This window comes from Streptomyces krungchingensis (assembly GCF_054729265.1).
In genome coordinates, this window is sequence record NZ_JBPUKY010000001.1 from 7,609,142 (window position 1) to 7,631,481 (window position 22,340).

Annotated in this window: 17 protein-coding genes; 12 read left to right on the top strand and 5 right to left on the bottom strand. The window is 71.9% G+C overall.

All coding sequences use genetic code 11. The features are described 5' to 3' along the window. Positions 1-157: 157 nt before the first annotated feature. A complete protein-coding gene (locus ACSYGO_RS33365; RefSeq protein WP_426681031.1) occupies positions 158-1,156 on the bottom strand; it encodes a TAXI family TRAP transporter solute-binding subunit in 999 nt (332 codons plus the stop codon). Between the two features lie 264 nt (positions 1,157-1,420). On the opposite strand from ACSYGO_RS33365, the gene ACSYGO_RS33370 reads away from it, so the two are divergent. The 3 genes from ACSYGO_RS33370 to ACSYGO_RS33380 all read left to right on the top strand — a co-directional run bounded on the left by ACSYGO_RS33370 (position 1,421) and on the right by ACSYGO_RS33380 (position 4,204). Continuing rightward, the gene (locus ACSYGO_RS33370; protein WP_432174443.1) at positions 1,421-1,804 is read left to right on the top strand and encodes a pyrophosphohydrolase domain-containing protein; all 384 of its coding nucleotides are present in this window, start codon (positions 1,421-1,423) and stop codon (positions 1,802-1,804) included. 40 nt (positions 1,805-1,844) lie between these two features. Next, the gene (gene miaB, locus ACSYGO_RS33375; RefSeq protein ID WP_460388731.1) at positions 1,845-3,371 is read left to right on the top strand and encodes a tRNA (N6-isopentenyl adenosine(37)-C2)-methylthiotransferase MiaB; all 1,527 of its coding nucleotides are present in this window, start codon (positions 1,845-1,847) and stop codon (positions 3,369-3,371) included. Positions 3,372-3,484: 113 nt separating this feature from the next. Then, complete coding sequence (locus ACSYGO_RS33380; RefSeq protein ID WP_426681028.1) at positions 3,485-4,204, top strand: class III extradiol dioxygenase subunit B-like domain-containing protein; 720 nt, start codon at positions 3,485-3,487, stop codon at positions 4,202-4,204. 139 nt (positions 4,205-4,343) lie between these two features. Here ACSYGO_RS33380 and ACSYGO_RS33385 read toward each other — a convergent pair whose 3' ends face one another. Both ACSYGO_RS33385 and ACSYGO_RS33390 read right to left on the bottom strand, forming a co-directional pair. Then, positions 4,344-4,607, bottom strand: a complete 264-nt coding sequence (locus ACSYGO_RS33385) for an antitoxin (RefSeq protein WP_426681027.1) — start codon at positions 4,605-4,607, stop codon at positions 4,344-4,346. Between the two features lie 24 nt (positions 4,608-4,631). Further along, positions 4,632-4,880: a hypothetical protein gene (locus ACSYGO_RS33390; RefSeq protein WP_426681026.1), complete on the bottom strand. Its 249-nt coding sequence runs from the start codon at positions 4,878-4,880 to the stop codon at positions 4,632-4,634. Between the two features lie 183 nt (positions 4,881-5,063). Between ACSYGO_RS33390 and miaA the strand changes: the two genes are divergently transcribed. From miaA to hflX, 6 genes are all read left to right on the top strand, one after another. Next, positions 5,064-6,002, top strand: coding sequence for a tRNA (adenosine(37)-N6)-dimethylallyltransferase MiaA (gene miaA / locus ACSYGO_RS33395; protein ID WP_426681025.1), 939 nt, complete (start codon positions 5,064-5,066; stop codon positions 6,000-6,002). A 107-nt stretch (positions 6,003-6,109) separates the two neighbouring features. Then, complete coding sequence (locus tag ACSYGO_RS33400; protein ID WP_426681063.1) at positions 6,110-6,673, top strand: hypothetical protein; 564 nt, start codon at positions 6,110-6,112, stop codon at positions 6,671-6,673. Positions 6,674-6,743: 70 nt separating this feature from the next. Further along, positions 6,744-7,613 (top strand): diaminopimelate epimerase, encoded by an 870-nt coding sequence (gene dapF, locus ACSYGO_RS33405; protein WP_432174417.1) that lies wholly within the window; start codon positions 6,744-6,746, stop codon positions 7,611-7,613. A 445-nt stretch (positions 7,614-8,058) separates the two neighbouring features. After that, a complete protein-coding gene (locus tag ACSYGO_RS33410) occupies positions 8,059-10,260 on the top strand; it encodes a RelA/SpoT family protein (RefSeq protein ID WP_460388734.1) in 2,202 nt (733 codons plus the stop codon). Positions 10,261-10,338: 78 nt separating this feature from the next. Beyond that, positions 10,339-11,835 carry a M1 family metallopeptidase gene (locus tag ACSYGO_RS33415; protein WP_460388736.1) on the top strand — a complete coding sequence of 499 codons (1,497 nt, stop codon included), beginning with the start codon at positions 10,339-10,341 and terminating at the stop codon, positions 11,833-11,835. A gap of 169 nt (positions 11,836-12,004) precedes the next feature. Next, positions 12,005-13,498 (top strand): GTPase HflX, encoded by a 1,494-nt coding sequence (hflX, locus tag ACSYGO_RS33420; RefSeq protein ID WP_432174414.1) that lies wholly within the window; start codon positions 12,005-12,007, stop codon positions 13,496-13,498. Between the two features lie 195 nt (positions 13,499-13,693). Here hflX and ACSYGO_RS33425 read toward each other — a convergent pair whose 3' ends face one another. Together ACSYGO_RS33425 and ACSYGO_RS33430 are read right to left on the bottom strand one after the other, a co-directional pair. Further along, on the bottom strand, positions 13,694-14,869 hold the full coding sequence (locus ACSYGO_RS33425; RefSeq protein WP_426681020.1) for a trypsin-like serine peptidase: 1,176 nt from the start codon (positions 14,867-14,869) through the stop codon (positions 13,694-13,696). A gap of 187 nt (positions 14,870-15,056) precedes the next feature. Beyond that, positions 15,057-16,286, bottom strand: coding sequence for a trypsin-like serine peptidase (locus ACSYGO_RS33430; RefSeq protein WP_460388738.1), 1,230 nt, complete (start codon positions 16,284-16,286; stop codon positions 15,057-15,059). 501 nt (positions 16,287-16,787) lie between these two features. On the opposite strand from ACSYGO_RS33430, the gene ACSYGO_RS33435 reads away from it, so the two are divergent. From ACSYGO_RS33435 to ACSYGO_RS33445, 3 genes are all read left to right on the top strand, one after another. Beyond that, the gene (locus ACSYGO_RS33435) at positions 16,788-18,233 is read left to right on the top strand and encodes a diaminobutyrate--2-oxoglutarate transaminase family protein (protein ID WP_460389792.1); all 1,446 of its coding nucleotides are present in this window, start codon (positions 16,788-16,790) and stop codon (positions 18,231-18,233) included. 1,061 nt (positions 18,234-19,294) lie between these two features. Beyond that, the gene (locus ACSYGO_RS33440) at positions 19,295-21,394 is read left to right on the top strand and encodes an IucA/IucC family protein (protein WP_460388739.1); all 2,100 of its coding nucleotides are present in this window, start codon (positions 19,295-19,297) and stop codon (positions 21,392-21,394) included. A 39-nt stretch (positions 21,395-21,433) separates the two neighbouring features. Next, positions 21,434-22,327, top strand: coding sequence for a GNAT family N-acetyltransferase (locus ACSYGO_RS33445; protein WP_460388741.1), 894 nt, complete (start codon positions 21,434-21,436; stop codon positions 22,325-22,327). Positions 22,328-22,340 lie beyond the last annotated feature (13 nt).

The window sequence follows — 22,340 nt, forward strand, 5'->3', positions numbered from 1 at the left end:
GACGCACCGCACCGGACGCCGCAGCCCGATCCGACCTGATCCGAACGAAACCCCCTGGATCGACCGCCCTTGTGCGCAGCCTCGGCATGCGGAGTCCCGGCTCGAAGAGCGACCGTCCCAGACGCGGCCCGGCCCCGCGGCGGGGGCTCGAGCGGTATCAGGGCTTGATCGACCGGTAGTAGCGGCGGGCGCCCTCGTGCAGCGGCAGGGGATCGGTGTAGATGGCCGTGCGCAGGTCGACGAGCTGCGCCGCGTGCACCACGGCGCCGATGCGGTCGCGACTGGCGATCACCGTGCGGGTGAGCTCCTGGGTGAGCTCCGCGTCCGCGTCCTCCCGGGTGATCAGGTAATTGGCCACCGCCAGCGTCTGCACGGACATGCCGCGCTGAGCCTTGGGGTAGGCGTCGGCGGGCATCACCGCGGCGCGGTAGTAGCGGGAGGCGCCGCCCTGCTCGTGCAGCTTCTTGATGAGTTTGCTGCCGATCGGCACGAGCCTGACGCTGTCCGTCCTGGACAGTTCCACCACGGCGCTCGTCGGCAGGCCGCCGGACCAGAAGAAGGCGTCTATCTTGTGCCGCTTGAGCAGGTCCGGCATGGTCGCGATGCCGTCGGCCACCGGGCGGATGTCCTCGTCGGGGTCGAGCCCGGCCGCCTGGAGCACATGGTTCGCGATCAGCCGTACCCCGGAGCCGCTCGGTCCCACGGCGACGGTCTTGTTCTTCAGGTCCGCCACCGACTTCACGGACGACGAGCGCGGGACCACCAGGTGCACGTAGTCGTCGTAGAGCCGGGCGCAGCCCCGCAGCCGCTTCGCCCCCGGCCTGCCGTGCAGCAGGTACGTCTCCACCGCGTCGGCCGCCGCGATGGTGAAGTCGGCCTGCCCCGTGGCCACCCGCTGGACGTTCTCCTGCGAGCCGTCGCTGTTCTGCAGCTGCACGTCCAGGCGGGGTAGGTCCTTGGCGATGGCGTCCTGAAGGAGGGTGCCGTACTTCTGGTAGACCCCTGTCGGCGTGCCCGTGCTGAACCTGACCGTCCCGCTGGGCGACTCCTCGCCCAGCGGCAGCAGCCACCACAGCAGCAGCCCGAAGACCACGAACGCGGCCGCCGAGCCGAGCAGCGCGCGGCGCCGGCCGATACGGGGGAGTGCCTGAAGCATTCCGCGATCCTGCCAGCCGGGGGCTGCCATGACCAGGGCCGCCCCCGCCGACCGCGCGGGCACCTCCCGGATCGGTAGGGTCGCCGGATGCAGTCCTCCCGCCCGTCCCAGGACCCCGCGCCCGTCGTCCCGGACCCCTCCTCCGCCGCCCCGGACTCCTCCTCCGCCCTCCCGGACTCCTCCTCTGACGTCCCGGCCCCCTCCCCCTCCGTCGCCGCGCCTTCGCCCCGTACGCCCGGTGCTCCCGCCGCGTCGCCCGCGTCCCTGGTGCGCGCGTTCCACCTCGCGTTCGGTCTGGACGCCCGCAGCACCCCGACCGAGGTGTCCCCGGCCCTGGCCGCCCAGCGCGGTGACCTGCTCGCCGAGGAGGCCGCCGAGGTCGCCGAGGTCTCGGTCGGCGGCCCACTCGACCGGCTGGCGCACGAGCTGGCCGACGTCGTGTACGTGGCCTACGGAACCGCGCTCGTCCACGGCATCGACCTGGACGCGGTGATCGCCGAGGTCCACCGGTCGAACATGACGAAGCTGGGCCCCGACGGCCGGGTCGCCCGCAGGGCCGACGGCAAGGTGCTCAAGGGGGACCACTACAGGGCCCCGGACGTCGCCCGGATCCTTCGCGGTCAGGGCTGGACGGCCGCTGAGGCATAGGGCGACAGGAGGTACCCCGGGTACCGCCTACCCTTGTCACATGAGCAGCAGCGACCGGAGTCAGGCAGTGGACGTTCAGGAACCCAAGACCTACGAAGTGCGCACTTACGGGTGCCAGATGAACGTGCACGACTCCGAACGGCTCTCCGGGCTCCTCGAGGGCGCCGGCTACGTGCGTGCGCCCGAGGGTTCGGACGGTGACGCCGACGTGGTCGTCTTCAACACCTGCGCCGTCCGGGAGAACGCCGACAACCGGCTGTACGGCAACCTCGGCCGCCTCGCTCCGATGAAGTCGAAGCGCCCCGGGATGCAGATCGCCGTCGGTGGCTGCCTGGCCCAGAAGGACCGCGACACCATCGTGAAGAAGGCGCCCTGGGTGGACGTCGTCTTCGGGACGCACAACATCGGCAAGCTGCCGGTCCTCCTGGAGCGCGCCCGCGTCCAGGAGGAGGCCCAGGTCGAGATCGCCGAGTCCCTGGAGGCGTTCCCGTCGACGCTGCCCACACGGCGTGAGAGCGCGTACGCCGCCTGGGTCTCCATCTCCGTCGGCTGCAACAACACCTGCACCTTCTGCATCGTCCCGGCGCTGCGCGGCAAGGAGAAGGACCGCAGGACGGGCGACATCCTGGCCGAGATCGAGGCGCTGGTCGGCGAGGGCGTCTCCGAGATCACGCTGCTCGGACAGAACGTGAACGCCTACGGGAGCGACATCGGCGACCGTGAGGCCTTCAGCAAGCTGCTGCGGGCGTGCGGGCAGATCGAGGGCCTGGAGCGCGTCCGCTTCACCTCCCCGCACCCGCGCGACTTCACGGACGACGTGATCGCCGCGATGGCGGAGACCCCGAACGTGATGCCGCAGCTGCACATGCCGCTCCAGTCCGGCTCGGACACCGTGCTGAAGGCGATGCGCCGCTCGTACCGCCAGGACCGGTACCTGGGGATCATCGAGAAGGTGCGCGCGGCCATCCCGCACGCGGCGATCACCACCGACATCATCGTGGGCTTCCCCGGCGAGACCGAGGAGGACTTCGAGCAGACCATGCACGTGGTCCGCGAGGCCCGGTTCACGCAGGCGTTCACCTTCCAGTACTCCAAGCGCCCCGGAACGCCGGCGGCCACCATGGAGGGGCAGATCCCCAAGGAGGTCGTCCAGGCGCGCTACGAGCGTCTCGTCGCCCTCCAGGAGGAGATCTCCTGGGACGAGAACAAGAAGCAGGTCGGCCGCACCCTGGAGCTGATGGTCGCCGAGGGCGAGGGCCGCAAGGACGGCGCCACCCATCGGCTCTCCGGCCGCGCCCCCGACAACCGCCTGGTCCACTTCACCAAACCGGACGAAGAGGTACGCCCCGGCGACGTGGTCACCGTCGAGATCACGTACGCCGCCCCGCACCACCTGCTCGCCGAGGGTCAGGTCCTGAAGGTGCGCCGCACGCGCGCGGGGGGCGCCTGGGAGAAGCGCAACGCCGCCGAGGCCGCGAAGCCGGCGGGTGTCATGCTCGGGCTGCCGAAGATCGGCGTGCCCGCACCGCTCCCGGTCGCCACGGGCAGCGGCTGCGGCTGCGACTGAACCCGCCCGACGCGCCCGCGCCCCTTCCTGCGCACGGGCCGGAAGGGGACCTGCTCACGGGCCGGAAGAGGACTCGGGGCTGATCACCCACCGGGCGCGTTACGCTGCGGATCATGCTTGTAGCCGCCGCAGTGTGCCCCTGCCCTCCGCTGCTCGTCCCCGCCGTCGCCGCCGGCGCGGCCCCCGAGCTGGACGCCGCGCGCGCCGCGTGCACCGACGCGGTGGGACTGCTGGCCGCCTCCCGTCCCGACCTGCTGGTCGTCGTGGGGCCTGCCGACGAGTCCGGGCGCGGGACGTTCCCGCAAGGGGCACCTGGCTCCTTCCGCGGGTTCGGCGTCGACCTCGACGTGCACCTCGGGGGAGAGGGGCCCGCCTCGGCCGCGGCGGAGCGTGGGCTCCCGCCGTCGCTGGCCGTCGCCGCGTGGCTGCTGGAGCGGACGGACTGGTCCGACGCCCCCGTCGAGGGGCTCGGTGTCGGCGAACCGCTCGCGGCCGAGCGCTGCGTCCGGGCCGGGCAGGCGATCGCCGGACGGGCCGAGCGGGTGGCGCTGCTGGTGATGGGCGACGCCAGCGCGTGCCGGACGCTCAAGGCGCCGGGCTACCTCGACGAGCGTGCGGAGGCCTTCGACGCCGAGGTCGCGCGAGCGCTGGGAGCGGCGGACCTGACGGCGCTGAAGGCGCTGGACACCGAGCTGGCGTACGAGCTGAAGGCCTCGGGCCGAGCCGCCTGGCAGGTCCTCGCGGGCGCTGCCGAGGGCGCGGGGCTGGGCGGCGCCCTGCTCTACGACGACGCTCCTTACGGAGTGGGTTACCTGGTCGCGGCCTGGTCGTAAGCGAAGCTGCCGGTGCGCGCGAGCCGACCGGGCGGGCCGGGCGTGAAAACGGCGGACGGCCGGGCGGGCGGGGCGCGAAAACGGCGGACGGCCGGGAGCCTGGTGCGCTCCGCGGCCGTCCGCCGATATGTGGTGCCGATCAGGATGCCGGAGGCGGGGACGGCGCGTCCGGCGGGGGCGTGGGTTCGCCACTGTCCTTGTGCGCGAGTCGGTCCATGGCACCCTTCGCCTTGTCCGTGCCCGTGTGGATCTTGTCGCTGTACTTGTGCTTGGTCTTCTCGTCGACCACCTTCGCGGCCTTGTCCAGACCGTCGGTGACCTTGCCCCCGTGCTGCTGCGCGAGGTCCGAGACCTTGTCCTTCGCAGGCGCCAGCTTGGACTTCAATGTCTCCAGGAGACTCATGGTTCCCCTTCTCTCGCGGGACAGTTACTTGCGGGCGCCCTCACCGGCCTCGTTGTCCGCGGCCTTGTCGGCCGTCTGCTGCTGAGGAATCTCGACGTCCTCCTCGGCGGTGGTCGCCGCGGTCTTCTCCGCGGTGGCCGGGACTCCGGTCTCGGACGATGCCTTCGCCTCCTCCGCCTCGGCGCCGGCCTCACGCGGGCCGGTCCGCACCTCGGCGGTCGACGCCTCCTCCGTGGCCTTCGACTTCCGGAGAAGCCGTGCAAAAACGCCCATATCCACTCCATACGTTACTCGTGAGGGCGAAATCCCGCGTCACCCGGTGCGTCCCATTGCGTCGCCCGGGTCACCGGTCCTCGAAAACCGGCGGCTGGAACCTCGCAACAGGCAACGACGTCGGACCCGTGGCGTCACGTAGCTCGTTCGAGGAGAGCCCGCGGGGTTTGCGAGACTGGGACGGTGAGTAGCGCACCCCCCGCCCCCAGGGTCATCGCCGTCGTAGGACCGACCGCGGCAGGAAAGTCTGATCTGGGCGTTTTCCTCGCCCGACGCCTCGGAGGCGAGGTCGTCAACGCCGACTCGATGCAGTTGTACCGAGGGATGGACATCGGCACCGCCAAGCTGACGCCCGAGGAGCGCGACGGCGTCCCGCACCACCTCCTCGACATCTGGGACGTCACGGTCACGGCCAGCGTCGCCGAGTACCAGCGGCTCGCCCGCGCCCGTATCGACGCCCTTCTCGCCGAGGGCCGCTGGCCGATCCTGGTCGGGGGTTCCGGCCTGTACGTCCGCGGGGCCGTCGACAACCTCGAGTTCCCCGGCACCGACCCCGAGGTGCGGGCCCGCCTGGAGGAGGAGCTCGGCCTGCGCGGATCGGGTGCCCTGCACGCCCGTCTGGCCGCGGCCGACCCCGAGGCCGGCCGCGCGATCCTGCCCAGCAACGGCCGGCGCATCGTCCGCGCCCTCGAAGTCATCGAGATCACCGGGAAGCCCTTCACCGCCAACCTGCCGGGCCACGACTCCGTCTACGACACCCTCCAGATCGGCGTCGACGTGGCGCGCCCCGAGCTCGACGACCGCATCGCCCGCCGGGTCGACCGCATGTGGGACGCGGGGCTCGTCGACGAGGTGCGCGCGCTGGAGGCGCAGGGCCTGCGCGAGGGGCGCACGGCGTCGCGTGCGCTCGGATATCAGCAGGTGCTGGCGGCTCTCGCGGGCGAATGCACCGAGGAAGAGGCGCGCGCGGAGACCGTGCGCGCCACCAAACGCTTCGCGCGCCGACAGGATTCCTGGTTCCGTCGCGACCCGCGGGTGCACTGGCTCAGCGGCGCTGCGGCGGATCTCACAGAACTCCCGGAACTCGCACTGGCGTTGGTCGAACGACCGGTTACAGCCTGATCACGTCATGGCATCGGGACGCTCCGGCCGTCATCGCGGCCTCCGGCGCCGTGCCATCATCGAGCTTCGATCGACCAGTGAAGTCCGAGTTGGGAGGGCGCGTGGCGATGGAGGCCGGCCCTCGCGACACAGCACGAGACACCGAGCACGGCGCAGAACCGGACGGAGACCGTCCGGGCATCGGCCCCGATGGAGATCGTCTGAGCTTCGACCCGGACGGAGACCGTCTGAACCCCGAGCCGGGCGCGGAGCGACTGAGCTCCGACGGTCCCGAGGACACCCCGGGCGGTGTGACCGCCGACGGGCCCGAGCCCGACGAGATGTCCCCGGGACCCGAGGTCGAGGTCGAGCTGCGCCCGCAGCGGAGGCTGCGCATCTGGCAGCTCGCGCCCATCGTGGGGCTGGCCGCGACCGGGTCGCTGATGTTCGCCTTCCCGCTGGCCTTCGAGTTCGGTGACGGCGGAGCCGTCGTCGCCATGCTCGGCCTGCTGATCTGCTCGTGCGCCGCGGGCTGGGGCATGATGGCCGCCCGCCGCGTCGGCTACACCTGGCCCGGCTTCCCGCCGCGGGGCTCCGGCCGCCGCCCCGACTGGCGTGTGGCGATCGCGTACATGGTGGTCGTCGCCGCGGTGGCGGTGCTCGCCGTGTGGCGCGTGGCGCGGCTGCGCTGATCCCGCTCGCGCCCGTGCCGACGGGCCCTGCGGCGGCGGGAGTGTCGTACCGACCCCGTACGATCGAGGAATGAGCACGCGGATCGCCTTCCTCAAGGGCCACGGGACCGAGAACGACTTCGTGATCATCCCGGACCCGGAGAACGCCATCGACCTGCCCCCGGCCGCCGTCGCCGCCCTGTGCGACCGGCGCGCGGGCATCGGCGGCGACGGTCTGCTGCACGTCGTCAGGTCCGCCGCGCACCCCGAGGCCAGGGCGATGGCCGCCGAGGCGGAGTGGTTCATGGACTACCGCAACGGCGACGGCTCGACCGTCGAGATGTGCGGCAACGGCGTGCGGGTCTTCGCGCGCTACCTCCAGCGTGCCGGGCACGTGGCCGAAGGCGACATCGCGGTCGCCACGCGCGGGGGCGTGAAGACCGTGCACCTGGCCAAGGACGGGGACGTCACGGTCGGCATGGGCAAGGCTCTCCTCCCCGAAGGCGACGTGACCGTCCGGGTCGACGAGCGCAGCTGGCCCGCCCGCAACGTGAACATGGGCAATCCGCACGCCGTCGCCTTCGTGGACGACCTCGCGCACGCCGGCAATCTGTTCACGCCCCCGCCGTTCAGCCCGGCGTCGGCCTACCCGGACGGCGTCAATGTCGAGTTCGTGGTCGACCGCGGACCGCGCCACGTGGCCCTGCGGGTGCACGAGCGCGGCGTAGGAGAGACCCGCTCGTGCGGCACGGGCGCGTGCGCGGTGGCCGTCGCCACGGCGCGCCGCGACGGCGCCGACCCGGCCGTGACGGGCACGCCCGCGACGTACACCGTCGACGTGCCCGGCGGTCGCCTGGTCATCACCGAGCGCCCGGACGGCGAGATCGAGATGACGGGTCCCGCGGTGATCGTCGCCGAGGGCGAGATCGACGCCGAATGGCTGGCCGCCGCACGGGGCTGAGCCCCACGGCAACCCGTCCCGCGAATCGCCGGCCGCGAGCCGCACCGAACGGCACCGAACAGCACCGCGGTGCAGTGCGCGCACCGGCCCGTTCCGGCCGGGCCGCACGGTTCTGGCCGGGACCGCACGGCACCGCGGCGCAGCGCATCGCGCCGCACCGGCCCGCTCCGGCCGGGCCGCACGGGTCCGACCGGCACCGCACCGGACCGGGGCGCTCCGCTCGGGCCGCCGTTCCCGGTTCGTTCCCCAACCAAAGATCGAAACCGTAAACCCCCAATCCATCGCTCGAATGGGTGATCCGTTTCACGCTCGGCGAGAGGCGGTCAGTCGAGCGTGATGGGCTCGGTAGCATCAAGCACCGGCCCGGACGGGGGATCGAGGCAATCCCCTGAGCCGTGTTCGCCATGGGGCACCCGTCCGCCGGTCTACGCAGCCGGAGGTGCCCATGAGTGCGGAGGCGACGAATCCCGCGACGCCAGGTCCTGCGACGCCCGCCCCCAAGGTCTCGGCCCCACTGGAGCAGGCGGTCCCCGCGGCACACCGCAGGAAGAGCCGCCCGCGGATCGACCTGCGCCGCCTCGGCAGGGCCGCGCTGCTGGGCCCGGCGGCCCGCGACCGGCTGCCCGACGCCATCGGCCACGTCGCCGACGCGCACCGCGCCCACCACCCCGACGCGGACCTCGAGCCCCTGCGCCGCGCGTACGTGCTGGCCGAGTCCTCGCACCGGGGCCAGATGCGCAAGAGCGGCGAGCCGTACATCACGCACCCCCTCGCGGTGACCCTGATCCTCGCCGAACTCGGCGCGGAGACCACCACGTTGACCGCCTCCCTGCTCCACGACACCGTCGAGGACACGGAAGTGACGCTCGATCAGGTGAGGGAGGAGTTCGGCGAGGAGGTCCGCTACCTGGTCGACGGCGTCACCAAACTGGAGAAGGTCGACTACGGCGCCGCCGCCGAGCCCGAGACGTTCCGCAAGATGCTGGTCGCGACCGGCAACGACGTCCGCGTGATGTCGATCAAACTCGCCGACCGGCTGCACAACATGAGGACCCTCGGCGTCATGCGCCCCGAGAAACAGGCGCGGATCGCCAAGGTGACCAGGGACGTGCTGATCCCGCTCGCCGAACGGCTCGGCGTCCAGGTGCTGAAGACCGAGCTGGAGGACCTCGTCTTCGCGATCCTGCACCCCGAGGAGTACGAGCGCACCCGGGAGCTGATCGCCGAGAACGCGGCGCGCGCCGGCGACCCGCTCGCGGAGATCGCCGACGAGGCCCGCGCGGTCCTGCGCGACGCGGGCATCCAGGCCGAAGTCCTGGTGAGGCCACGGCACTTCGTCTCCGTGCACCGGGTGTCGCGCAAGCGCGGACCGATGCGCGGCGCCGACTTCGGGCGGCTCCTGGTGCTGGTGAGCGAGGACGCGGACTGCTACGGCGTCCTGGGCGAACTGCACACCTGTCTCACCCCGGTGGTGTCGGAGTTCAAGGACTTCATCGCCGTCCCCAAGTTCAACCTGTACCAGTCGCTGCACACGGCGGTGGCGCGCGGGGACGGGGAGGTGGCCGAAGTCCTCATCCGCACCCACCAGATGCACAAGGTCGCCGAGGCCGGAGTGATCGCGCTCGGCAGCCCCTACGCCACGCCGTCGGAGGACCAGGCCGACGGCGACGGGGAACGGCCCGACGGCGAGCGGGCCGACCCGACCCGCCCCGGCTGGCTGTCCCGGCTCCTCGACTGGCAACAGGGCGCCCCGGACCCGGACACCTTCTGGTCCACCCTCCGCGAGGACCTCGCCCAGGACCGTGAGATCACCGTCTTCCGCGCCGACGGCGGCTCGCTGGGCCTCCCCGAGGGAGCCAGCTGCGTGGACGCGGCGTACGCCCAGTACGGCGAGGACGCCCACGCCTGCATCGGCGCCCGCGTCAACGGCCGCCTGGCGACGCTGAGTACGGTCCTCAGGGACGGCGACACCGTCCAGCTCCTCATGGGCCAGGACCCGGCCTCCGAACCGTCCAGGGAGTGGCTGGAGCACGCGCACACGCCCGCCGCGCGGATCGCCATCCAACGCTGGCTGGCCGCGCACCCCTCGCCCGCCGCCGACCCGTCGTCCGAGGCGTCCGCGGCCGCCCGCCGCCCGGCCGTCGAGGCCCCCGCGGAGCGTCCCGTCCAGGACGCCCCCGCGGAACGGCCCGCCGCCAGCGCCGTCGTCGACCAGCCGGGCGCGTCCGTCCGTCTCGCCGGATGCTGTACGCCCGTACCGCCCGACGAGGTGACCGGCTTCGCCGTGCGCGGGGGAGTGGTGACCGTCCACCGGGTGGAGTGCGCCGGGGCGACGCGCATGAAGAGCGGGGGGCGCGCGGAGATCGGCGTGCGCTGGGGGGACACCGCCGAATGCCGGGTCACCCTCGTCGCCGAGTCCTTCGGCCGGCCCCATCTGCTCGCCGACCTCACCGAGGCCATCGCCCTGGAGGGTGTCGCCATCGTCTCGGCCACCGTCGAACCCCCCAGCCAGCAGCGCGTACGCCACACGTACACGCTCCAACTTCCGGACGCGGCGCGGCTGCCCCGCCTGATGCGGGCCATGCGGAACGTGCCGGGGGTGTACGACGTGAGCCGCGCGCAGCACCAGGCGGCGGCCCCGCAATAGGCCGCTGCGCCGACCCGTTCGGGTGGGCCGGGCGCGCGCCGTCACCGTGTGGCGCGTGGGCGCTGGTAGCGGTGTTTCATGCTGCGCAACATCCGCCCCAGGATTCCCCGTCCCCCGACCCGCCGCATCAGGGCCGCCCTGCTCGCCTCGGCCGTCTCCGTCTGCCTGATCGCCGCGAGCGCCCCCTCGCCGGCCACCCCCCTCGGGATCGGCGACCGCCTCTTCCCGCACCTGGGCAACCCGGGATACGACGTCCAGTCGTACGACCTCGCGTTCACCTATCCCGGAGCCAACGACAAGCCGCTCGCGGCTGTCACCACCATCGACGCCCTCACGTCCTCCCGGCTGGAACGCATCAACCTCGACTACGCCCACGGCAAGGTGCAATCGGTCGAGGTCAACGGGGAGCGCGCGGCATTCACGAGCGCCGGGCAGGACCTGGTCGTCACGCCCGCGAGGCCGCTGCCGCTGGGCAGCCGGATGCACGTCGTCGTGCACCACACGAGCGACACGGTCACCGCCGAGGACCAGGACGGCGGCTGGGTCCGCACCAAGGACGGGCTCGCCATGGCCAACCAGGCCGACGCCGCCCACCTCGTCTTCCCGTGCAACGACCACCCCTCCGACAAGGCGATGTTCACCTTCCACGTCACGGCGCCCGACGGGTACACGGCCGTGGCGAACGGACTGGCCGCGGGAGCCGACCGCTCCCGCCGGTCCACCACCTGGACGTACCGCACCCGGCACCTCATGGCCACCGAGCTGGCGCAGGTCTCCATCGGCCGGTCCTCCGTGCTGCGCCGGAGCGGGCCGCACGGTCTGCCCGTACGGGACGTCGTGCCCACCAAGGACGCCAAGAAGCTTGAACCCTGGCTGAAGAAGACCCCCGACCAGATCGCCTGGATGGAGGGCAAGGTCGGCCGGTACCCCTTCGAGACGTACGGGCTCCTCATGGCCGAGGCGCAGACCGGCTTCGAGCTGGAGACGCAGACGCTCTCCCTGTTCGAGAAGGAGCTGTTCACGGAGGCCGCGTACCCGAAGTGGTACGTCGAGTCGATCATGGTGCACGAGCTGTCGCACCAGTGGTTCGGCGACAGTGTCAGCCCGCGCGTCTGGTCCGACCTGTGGCTCAACGAGGGGCACGCCACCTGGTACGAGGCCCTGTACGCGGAGGAGAAGGCACACAAGCCGATGGAGGAGCGGATGCGGGCGGCGTACCGCGCGTCCGACTCCTGGCGCGCCGCCGGAGGCCCGCCCGCGGCACCGAAGGAGCCCGCCCCCGGCCAGAAGATCAGCATCTTCCGGCCGAGCGTCTACGACGGAGCGGCCCTGGTCCTGTACGCGCTGCGCCAGAAGATCGGGCGCTCCGCCTTCGAGCGGCTGGAGCGGACCTGGGTGAGCGCCCACCGCGACGACGTCGCCTCGACGGACGACTTCGTGGCCCTCGCGACCGCCGTCGCCGGCCGTGACCTGAGCGGGTTCTTCAAGGCATGGCTGTACGCCACGAAGACACCGCCGATGCCGGGGCACGAGGACTGGAAGAGCGACCCGCCGAAGGCGCGCAAGGGTGCCTGACAACTCGCGTGACGAGACGGGCCGTGCCGTGCGACCATCTTCGAGTCGCCGGCCCGGCCCCTCAGGGGTTGGCCCGGCGGAATCCGGGAATCTCCCGGTGGCCGGGGACGTTCTCCCCTATGACGGACTACGTCCGCCGAACAAGTGTTCCCATCGACGTAAGGATCCAATGACCTCCTCTTCTTCCCCTTCCCAGGACGCGCAGAGCTTCGCGCAGAACTACCCCGAAGGTCTTCGGGCCGATGCCCTGATGGAAGAGGACGTCGCCTGGAGCCACGAGATCGACGGAGAGCGGGACGGCGAGCAGTTCGACCGCTCCGAGCGCGCGGCACTGCGCCGCGTGGCGGGACTCTCCACCGAGCTGGAGGACGTCACCGAGGTCGAGTACCGGCAGCTCCGCCTGGAGCGCGTCGTGCTCGTCGGTGTCTGGACCACGGGGACCATTCAGGACGCGGACAACTCGCTCGCCGAGCTGGCCGCCCTCGCGGAGACCGCGGGAGCGCTCGTGCTCGACGGCGTCGTCCAGCGCCGTGACAAGCCCGACGCGGCCACGTACATCGGTTCCGGCAAGGCCTACGAGCTGCGCGACATCGTCCTGGAGACCGGTGCCGACACCGTGATCTGCGACGGTGAGCTGAGCCCCGGCCAGCTGATCCACCTCGAGGACGTCGTCAAGGTCAAGGTCATCGACCGTACGGCCCTGATCCTCGACATCTTCGCCCAGCACGCCAAGTCCCGAGAGGGCAAGGCGCAGGTCGCGCTCGCGCAGATGCAGTACATGCTGCCGCGACTGCGAGGCTGGGGTCAGTCGCTGTCCCGTCAGATGGGCGGCGGCAAGGGCGGCGGCCTCGCCACCCGTGGTCCCGGTGAGACCAAGATCGAGACGGACCGGCGCCGTATCCGCGAGAAGATGGCGAAGATGCGCCGGGAGATCGCGGACATGAAGACCGGCCGCGAGATCAAGCGTCAGGAGCGCCGCCGCAACAAGGTGCCCTCCGTGGCCATCGCCGGTTACACCAACGCGGGCAAGTCCTCGCTGCTCAACCGCCTCACGGGCGCGGGCGTCCTGGTCGAGAACGCACTGTTCGCGACCCTGGACCCGACCGTGCGCCGGGCGGAGACCCCGAGCGGCCGGCTGTACACGCTGGCCGACACGGTCGGCTTCGTACGGCACCTGCCGCACCACCTGGTCGAGGCGTTCCGCTCCACCATGGAGGAGGTCGGCGACTCCGACCTGATCCTGCACGTGGTGGACGGTTCGCACCCCGCGCCGGAGGAGCAGCTGGCCGCCGTGCGCGAGGTCATCCGCGACGTCGGCGCCACGCATGTGCCGGAGATCGTGGTGATCAACAAGGCGGACGCGGCGGACCCGCTGGTGCTCCAGCGGCTGATGCGGATCGAGAAGCGCTCCATCGCGGTCTCGGCCCGCACCGGTCTGGGCATCGACGAACTGCTCGCGCTCATCGACAACGATCTGCCGCGTCCCTCGGTCGAGATCGAGGCACTCGTGCCGTACACGCACGGCAAGCTGGTCGCCCGCGCGCACACCGAGGGCGAGGTGATCTCCGAGGAGCACACCCCGGAGGGCACACTGCTCAAGGCGCGCGTGCACGAGGAACTCGCGGCGGACCTCGCGCCGTACGTTCCGGCACCGGCGCTGTAGTCGCACTCCGGGCTCCGCGGCGCCGGAGACCGACGCGCAAGAAGGGCCGCCCCCTCTCGCAGGGGGCGGCCCTTCGTCGTTCCGGTGAGTGCGGTGCCGGTGCGGTGCGGTGCCTGCCGGCGTCGCGTGCGAGCGACGGCGTTCCAGCGGCGCCAAGTGCCGCGGTGGTCCGCCGGTGCCGCGCGAGACGGTGCCCTACTGGCCGCCGTACTCCTCGCTCATGCTCTGGTAGAGCGCCTCGGCACCCTTGCCGAGCTGCGGGCCCGCCAGCCAGGTGTTGTCGGACGGGCCGATCGACGTGTTGGAGACGAGCCTCGTCTCGCCGTCGACGACACGGAACCAGCCGCCGCCGGAGGAACCGCCGGTCATCGTGCACCCGATCCGGTACATCGTCGGGAGCGCGGGGTCGAGCGAGAGTCGGCCCGGCCGGTCGACGCACTTGAACATGTTGAGACCGTTGTACGGCGGTGCCGCCGGGTAACCCCAGGCCCCCATCGCGTCGACGTCCTGGGCGGACGGCGCCGAGAAGTCCACCGCCAGGGCATTGCCGACGGTCTCCTCGAGGGACTTGCTCCCCTGCTCCGGCTTCACGTGCAGCACGGCGTAGTCGTACGGCGCGCCCGCACCGCCCGTCTCGTCACCGCCCGAGATCCACTCGTTCGACGTGGAGGCCCAGTCCGCCCACCACTGGCCGTAGGGCGCGATCTCCGACGCCGTGGCGCTGCCCAGCTCGGACTCGGACTTGCCCTGGTCGTTGTACGAGGGCACGAAGGCGATGTTGCGGTACCAGCCGCCGCTGCCGCCGGCGTGCACACAGTGCCCGGCGGTCCACACGAGATTGGACTTGCCGGGGTGGTTCACGTCCTTGATGACCGTGCCCGAGCAGACCATCGAGCCCTCGGGGGAGTCGAAGAACACCTTGCCGACCGGGGCGGCGTACTCGTGATACGGGGTCTTCTCGGCCTTGGCGTCGACGGGCGCCGGGTCGGGGTCGCTGACGCCCTGGTCGGCGGCCGCGTCCTTCGCGGAGATCGTCTTGTCGGGGTCCTTGGCCGACTTCATCCGCTCGGGCTTCCACAGCCCGTCGATCACCGGGTTGACGAAGTCCTTGGCCTCACTGAGCCACTTATCCTTGTCCCAGTTCTTCCAGCCGCCGCTCTCCCACTGGCCGACATCGATGCCGTGCTCCTTGAGCCGGTCCTTGATGTCACCCGGGATCTTGATCTTGTCGTCGCCGCCCTGGCTGACGGGCGTGCTCGGCTTGTCACTCGCCTTGTCGTCACCGGAGTCACAGGCGGTGGCGGTGAGCGCCAGGGCCGCGACGAGTCCGGTGGCGGCGAGCAGACGCCTTCGCCGGTGAGTGGAACGCATGGTGCTGAAACCCCCGTTGGAGCTGATGTGTCATGTGCTGGTCAGGTGCGGGGTGGCCGTGCGCGTAACCCGCCCGGACGCGACACCCCACTATGCCCGTGCGGTCGAGGACGAACGGCGGTGAGCCGGTGAAGTTCCCGTGAGCCGGTCCACCGCCGTCTGTCCGAGTGCCGCTACGTCCTTCGCGTCACTGCCCGGCGAACTTCCCGCTCACCGAGTCGTACACACCCTTGGCCACACTGCCCAGGCGCGGGCCCGCCAGCCAGCCGAACTTGACCGGGCCGATCGAGGTGTTGGACACCAGCGCCGGCTTGCCGTCCGACCCCGCGGCCACCCAGCCGCCGCCGGACGAGCCACCCGTCATGGTGCAGCCGATGCGGTACATCGTCGGGTCCGCCTGCGTGACCGACAGCCGCCCCGGCTTGTCCGTGCACTGGAACAGCTTCTGACCGTCGAACGGCGCCGCCGCCGGGTAGCCCGTCGCCGTGATGCTCGACACCTTCGGCACGGCCGGAGCGTTGAAGTTCACCGGGAGCGCGGAACCGACGGTCTCCTCCAGGGACTTGCCGTCGCTGCCCTTCTCCGGCGTCACGTGCAGCACGGCGAAGTCGTACGGGGCACCCTGGCCGCCCGTGGAGCCACCCTGCTCGATCCACTGGTCCGACGTCTGCGCCCAGTCGCTCCACCACACGCCGTACGGCGCGACCTGCTGCCGGCCGGCCTTCTCCAGCTGCGCGGAGGCCATCCCCGAGTCGTTGTACGAGGGCACGAAGGCGATGTTGCGGTACCAGCCGCCCTTCTTGCCGGCGTGCACGCAGTGGCCCGCGGTCCACACGAGATTGGACTTGCCCGGGTGCGCCGGGTCCTCGACCACCGTCGCCGAGCAGACCATCGTGCCCTCGGGGGAGTCGAAGAACACCTTGCCGGCCACCGGCACGCTGCCGTGGTACGCGGGCTTCACCGCCTGCGCCGTCACGGGAGCCGGGGTCGGGTCGGTGACACCCTGGTCACCGGAGAGGTCGCTGTCGTCGACGCCCTTGTCCTTGTCGGGGTCGTCGGCCCCACGCATCCGGTCCGGGTCCCAAAGACCCTTGATGATCGGGTTGATGAAGTCGTCCGCCTCGCGCAGCCAGTCGTCCTTGTCCCAGTTCTTCCAGGCGCCGTCCTTCCACTTGTCGACATCGATGCCGTGCTCTTTGAGCTTGTTCTTGATGTCGTCCGGGATCTTGATCTTGTCGTCGCCGCCCTGGGTTGCGGACGCGCTGGGCTCGCCACCCGCCTTGTCGTCCCCCGAGTTGCAGGCGGTGGCGGTCAGTGCCAGCGCCGCGGTGAGGCCGATCGCGGCCAGCACGGGGGAGGTTCTGCGGCGCGCGCTCCTCCCTCGACGGGCGGCGAAGGGCGGACGTATGGATCGCATGGTGTAACTCCCCCTGGACGTCAGAGAACTGTGCGCTGCTGGTGCGGTGCGTACGTCGTCGTGTCGTCGTACGCATACGTACGTGCGGCTTCGTACGGATCGGCCGAACCGGACCCCCGGTTCGGGACCTCGGGGAGCCGATCGACCTTGATCGTTCGATAAGGCTGAACGGCACCACACCTTATGCGGTCGCTGTGGGGGACATCCGACGGAACGGCAACGGTTCCGTCACGGCAAGGATCTTCGACTCACCCGCTTCCCCGGACGCGCCGCGTCGTTGGTACGTACGGGGGGCCTGCCGCCTGTGTTCAGAACCCCTCGCCAACTTGCCTGTGGACAGCGGGAGGACCTGTACCAGTGGCCGTGACCGAGTCTGCGGTGGTGCCGGTGGGAGCGACTGGGCCGTCCGAGGGGAAGCCGGCCGGTGTGCCCGGAACCTCCGACACGGCGCCCGAAGCTGTTCCCGGAGCGTCCGAGAGGGCGCGCGCGGCGCACGAGGGGATTCTGCGGCGCCAATCGGCGCGCGAGTCGGCAGCCCGCACCTATGCGCGTGCCTTGCCGATCGTTCCCGTGCGGGCCCGCGGCCTGACCATCGAAGGCGCCGACGGACGCCGATACCTCGACTGCCTCTCCGGCGCGGGCACCCTGGCCCTGGGCCACAACCATCCGGTGGTCCTGGAGGCCATCAGAAAGGTCCTCGACTCGGGGGCCCCGCTGCACGTCCTCGACCTCGCCACCCCGGTGAAGGACGCGTTCACCACGGAGCTGTTCCGCACACTGCCCCACGAGTTCGCCGACCGTGCCCGGGTGCAGTTCTGCGGGCCGGCCGGGACGGACGCGGTCGAGGCGGCCTTCAAACTGGTGCGCACGGCGACCGGCCGCGCGGGGATGCTCGCCTTCACCGGTGCCTACCACGGGATGACCGCGGGGGCGCTCGAAGCATCCGGGGGCGCGACCGACGTACGGGTCGCACGCCTGCCGTATCCGCAGGACTACCGCTGCCCGTTCGGCGTCGGCGGCGACCGCGGTGCCGAACTCGCCGCGCGCTGGACCGAGTCCGTGCTCGACGACTCCAAGTCGGGCGTACCGCACCCCGCCGGGATGATCCTCGAACCCGTCCAGGGCGAGGGCGGGGTGATTCCCGCGCCCGACGGCTGGATGCGGCGGATGCGCGAGATCACGGCGGCACGGTCCATCCCCCTGATCGCTGACGAGGTCCAGACCGGGGTGGGCCGCACCGGCACCTTCTGGGCCGTGGAGCACAGCGGGATCACGCCCGACGTGATGGTGCTGTCCAAGGCCATCGGCGGCAGCCTGCCGCTCGCCGTGATCGTCTACCGCGACGACCTCGACGTCTGGCGACCGGGCGCCCACGCCGGCACGTTCCGCGGCAACCAACTCGCCATGGCCGCGGGGGCCGCGACCCTCGCCCACGTCCGCGAGAACGGTCTCGCCGAACGCGCGGGCACCGTGGGGGCCCACATGCTGGGCCAACTGCGCCTGCTCGCCGACGACTTCCCCTGCGTCGGCGACGTGCGCGGCCGGGGCCTGATGATCGGCGTCGAACTCGTGCACCCCGAAGCGGCCCCGGACACCGCAGGAGGCCCACGGCCCGCCGCACCCGAACTCGCCGCCGCCGTCCAGCGGGAGTGCCTGCGCCGAGGGCTCATCGTCGAGCTGGGCGGTCGCCACTCCAGCGTGGTGCGGCTCCTCCCTCCCCTCACCATCAGCGACGAACAGGCCACCGCGGTCCTCGACCGCCTCGCCGACGCGGTGGCAGCCGTCGCGCGAGGGGACCTGGGGCAGGGCGCAGTCCGCGCACCCGTCGGCGGTCCCCGGGGCGAGGAGGGACCACCCGGCGACGCAAGCGGTCCGCCGGGCGTGTGCCCGCCACGCACGGAGGGCATGCCGCGCGACGAGGGCGTGGGGCGGTGGCGGATCCCATAGTGAGCGGGGGCGGCGGGAAGCGCTCGGCGGGGGCGGGACCGAGACCAGGGCCGGGGTGCGGGAGCGGGCGGTGCGTCCGGTGCGTCCGGAGCACGCGGCGGGCGCGGCCGGGGCGGTCGAACCGGCGGAGTCCAACGAACCGACAGAATCTGACGAACCGGCAGAGTTTGACGAGCTGGCGGAGTCTGATGAACCGGCAGGGTTTGACGAGCTGGCGGAGCCTGATGAACCGGCAGAGCAGGTGGGGGAGCCGGTCCCGTGCTGACGCGGTTCGCGTGTCCTCCCTCGACGCTGTCCGCCCGTCTCGCCCTCGCCTGGGTCACTTGGCCTGCCTGTCCGTGGGGTGGCCGGCCCGCCACGGCGTGGGGTACCCGTCCCGCCCGTCCGTCGGGTGTTCGGGCCGCCCCGGCGTGGGGTGCGCGTCCCGGCCGGACGTCGGGCGTCCGGTTCAGTCGGCGTTGGAGCAGTGGCCCCGGTCGGCCGGTGAGGTGTTCGCGACGCGTCGGGCCAAGCGTGGTGGGACGGCAGCGGGGCAGGGCCCGCGCCCGGCGTCCGAGCTCGGGGCCCGAGCACGAAGGCCCAGTGCCCTTACGAGTCCGGGTGCCGGCCCGACGCCATCGCTAGCCCGAGCGAAACGTCCCGCCCGGCCTGAACGATCAGCCCGTGCAGGCCGACCAGTCCGAGCGGGCCGACCAGCCCGGCCTGAACCACCAGCCTGTGTAGGCCGACCAGCCCGAGCGGGCCGACCCGCCCCGCCGAAACGACCAGCCCGTGCGGAACGACTAGCCCGTGCGGAACGACCAGCCCGTGCGGAACGACTAGCCCGTGCAGGCCGACCAGCCCGTGCAGGACGGCCCGTCCGTGCAGGCCGACCAGTCCAAGCGGGACGGCCAGCCCGGCCGGAACCGCTTCCCCAGCCTGACAGTCGGCCCAGCCGGCATCGCCAGCCCGTCCCGGACGAGCCGGCCCCGTCCGAACCGACCAGGAAAGCCGAAGGCCCACCTACCCGTAACGACCGACTCGTCGCCGCACGAGTCCGAACGACCCCACAAGGAACTCCCGTGAACGCCACCCCCGCACCAGACGGTCGCCCCGACAGCAACGAGCGCGCGGTCCGCGGCACACAGACCCCGCCGATGCCGGGAGCCGAAACGGTGCCCCGGCAGAAGGAGGGCGTCAGGGTGTCCGAGCGGCTGTGTGGCGCCACCGCCGACCTGCTGGAACACCCTGACGCGCAGACCGCTGCGCAGGCGGCGGCGGTCGAGAACCTGCTGCGCTGCTGGGTGCGGGAGAACGACTTGGCCGCTCCCGACGACGGCACGCTCCGCATTCCCCTCCCCGCCAGCGGCACGAGCCTCCTGGTCCCCGTGCACTACTGGTCCGCCACGGGCTGGCACCGCTTCGGCCCGCCCTGTCTCACCGGCGCCCCCGAGGGCGCACCGCCCGCGGACGCGGTGACCGTAGCCGCCCTGATCACCCGCGAAACGGCCACGGCAGCCGGGGCAGCCGACGGAACCGGAGCAGCCCGGGGAGCCGAAGGAGAAGGACCCGGATCCACCGGGAGAGCCGCGGGAACCGGATCAACGGAGAGGGCCGACGGAACCGGGGGAGCCGAGGCAACCGGAGCAGCCGGGGGAACCGGTGAGTCCGGTCACGGACACGGAACCCGTGCGGAGTACGGCGTCGGTCTTGAGGGAGCCGACCTCGTCGGCCGGGTCGCCGACTCCGTGCACCGCACCGCCGCCTTCATCAGCGACCGCAGACAGCGGCCCACGGACGTGCCCCACCTCTTCCTCTCCGCGGAGCAGGCGCTCCTGCTCGGTCATCCGCTGCACCCCACACCGAAGGGCCGCGAAGGGCTCTCCGAGGCCGAGGCCCGGCTCTACTCGCCGGAACTGCGCGGCTCCTTCCCCCTGCACTGGATGGCGATCGCCCCCTCCGTGCTCGCAACCGACTCGGCATGGACGGAGCGCGGCCGCCCCGTCTCCGCGGAGCAGCTCACCCTGCGGCTGGCGGGCGCGGAACTCCCGCTGCCCGCCGGGTACACCGCCGCCCTGCCCCTGCACCCCTGGCAGATGCGCGAGGTCCGGCACCGGCGCGAGACCGCCGAACTGATGGACGCCGGCCTGCTCAAGGACCTCGGCGCGCAGGGCGCCCCCTGGCACCCCACCTCCTCGGTCCGTACGGTCCACCGCTCCGACGCCCCGGCGATGCTCAAGCTGTCCCTGGGCCTGCGCATCACCAACTCCCGCCGTGAGAACCTCCGCAAGGAACTCCACCGAGGAGTAGAGGTCCACCGCCTGCTGCGCGGCGGTCTGTCCGAGCAGTGGCAGGCCGCCCACCCCGGCTTCGACATCGTGCGGGACCCGGCCTGGCTCGCCGTCGACGACCCGGACGGCAACCCGCTGCCGGGGCTCGACGTCGTGATCCGCCACAACCCCTTCAGCCCGACGGACGACGCCGGCTGCGTCGCCGGGCTGGTGTCGCCCCGCCCGGCCGTCCTGCCCGGCAGCGACAGGACGCTCGCCGACCGGCCCTCGATGCGGTCCAGGCTCAGCGAGATCATCACCGGGCTCGCCGGGCGCACCGGTCGTCCCCGCGGCGCCGTCGCCACCGAGTGGTTCCTGCGCTACCTGCACCACGTCGTACGCCCCGTGCTCTGGCTGGACAGCGAAGCGGGCATCGCCCTGGAGGCGCACCAGCAGAACACGCTGCTCCTCCTCGACGCCGAAGGCTGGCCCCGGGGCGGCCGTTACCGCGACAACCAGGGCTACTACTTCCGCGAATCCCGGCGCGCGGAGCTCGACGCGAGGCTGCCCGGCATCGGCGCCCACAGCGACACCTTCGTCTCCGACGAGGTCACCGACGAACGCTTCGCCTACTACCTCGGCATCAACAACGTGTTCGGCCTCATCGGCGCGTTCGGGTCCCAGCACCTCGCCGACGAGGGTCTGTTGCTCGCCGCCTTCCGCCGATTCCTCGCCGACGTGGCCACCGGACCCGCCCGGCTGCGCACCCCCCTTCCCGCCCGGCTCCTCGAATCACCCGTCCTGCGCTGCAAGGCCAACCTGCTGACCCGACTGCACGGCCTCGACGAGCTCGTCGGGCCAGTCGACACCCAGTCCGTCTACGTCACCATCTCCAACCCCCTTCATTCCTGAGGAACATGCCCCACCCCGTCTCCTGAGAGGAGCGTCGCCGTGCCTCCCACCGACGCGAGCACCGACGCCGACACCGCACCGGCACCCGTCCCGGGACGCGCCGAGGCATCCGGCTGCGAACCCGGCACCGCCACAAGCCCGCCCTCGGACTCCGACCTCGACCCCTGTCTGAGCGCGGACGTCGAGGACACCCTCGACCTGCGCCTCCCCGAAGAGCTCCTCGCGTACTTCGCGGAGACAGCCGACGGGCGGGGCGGGTCCGTCCCGGGAGCCGTGGACGGAGCCGCAGGAGGCGGGGGTGGTGGCGCAGGCACCCCGCAGGGCGGTGCGACGGCGAGCACGTACATCGCGTCGGCGGACGACGACCTGCTCGATCGCGTGGGCGGCTGGGGGCCGACCAGCACTCCCGTGGGCGTCTTCCAGCTCGTCCCCGTGCGCATCGAACGCGACCTGACCCTGATCGCCCGCTGGATGAACGACCCGGTCGTGGCCGAATTCTGGAAGCTCGCCGGGCCCGGATCCGTCACCGAAGAACATCTGCGTGTCCAACTCGACGGCGACGGGCGCAGCGTGCCCTGCCTCGGACTGCTGGACGGCACTCCGATGAGCTACTGGGAGATCTACCGCGCGGATCTCGATCCCCTGGCCCGCCACTACCCCGCCCGACCGCACGACACCGGGATTCACCTCCTCATCGGTGGCGTCGCCCACCGTGGGCGAGGGCTCGGCTCCGCCTTGCTCAGAGCCGTGGCCGACCACGCGCTCGACTGCCGCCCCTCATGCGCGCGTGTCGTCGCGGAACCCGACCTTCGCAACACCCCCTCCGTCTCCGCCTTCCTGAGCGCCGGCTTCCGGTTCTCCGCCGAGGTCGACCTGCCCGACAAGCGGGCAGCCCTCATGGTCCGAGACCGGGCCCTGCGCGATCTGTTGTAGCGCCGTCACTCTT

Bases quoted from the DNA above. Each gene is read 5' to 3' on its own strand.
- ACSYGO_RS33365 (WP_426681031.1), bottom strand. From the start codon at position 1,156: ATGCTTCAGGCACTCCCCCGTATCGGCCGGCGCCGCGCGCTGCTCGGC.
- miaB (WP_460388731.1), top strand. From the start codon at position 1,845: ATGAGCAGCAGCGACCGGAGTCAGGCAGTGGACGTTCAGGAACCCAAG.
- ACSYGO_RS33380 (WP_426681028.1), top strand. From the start codon at position 3,485: ATGCTTGTAGCCGCCGCAGTGTGCCCCTGCCCTCCGCTGCTCGTCCCC.
- ACSYGO_RS33385 (WP_426681027.1), bottom strand. From the start codon at position 4,607: ATGAGTCTCCTGGAGACATTGAAGTCCAAGCTGGCGCCTGCGAAGGAC.
- ACSYGO_RS33390 (WP_426681026.1), bottom strand. From the start codon at position 4,880: ATGGGCGTTTTTGCACGGCTTCTCCGGAAGTCGAAGGCCACGGAGGAG.
- ACSYGO_RS33400 (WP_426681063.1), top strand. From the start codon at position 6,110: ATGGAGGCCGGCCCTCGCGACACAGCACGAGACACCGAGCACGGCGCA.
- dapF (WP_432174417.1), top strand. From the start codon at position 6,744: ATGAGCACGCGGATCGCCTTCCTCAAGGGCCACGGGACCGAGAACGAC.
- ACSYGO_RS33410 (WP_460388734.1), top strand. From the start codon at position 8,059: ATGAGTGCGGAGGCGACGAATCCCGCGACGCCAGGTCCTGCGACGCCC.
- ACSYGO_RS33415 (WP_460388736.1), top strand. From the start codon at position 10,339: ATGCTGCGCAACATCCGCCCCAGGATTCCCCGTCCCCCGACCCGCCGC.
- hflX (WP_432174414.1), top strand. From the start codon at position 12,005: ATGACCTCCTCTTCTTCCCCTTCCCAGGACGCGCAGAGCTTCGCGCAG.
- ACSYGO_RS33425 (WP_426681020.1), bottom strand. From the start codon at position 14,869: ATGCGTTCCACTCACCGGCGAAGGCGTCTGCTCGCCGCCACCGGACTC.
- ACSYGO_RS33430 (WP_460388738.1), bottom strand. From the start codon at position 16,286: ATGCGATCCATACGTCCGCCCTTCGCCGCCCGTCGAGGGAGGAGCGCG.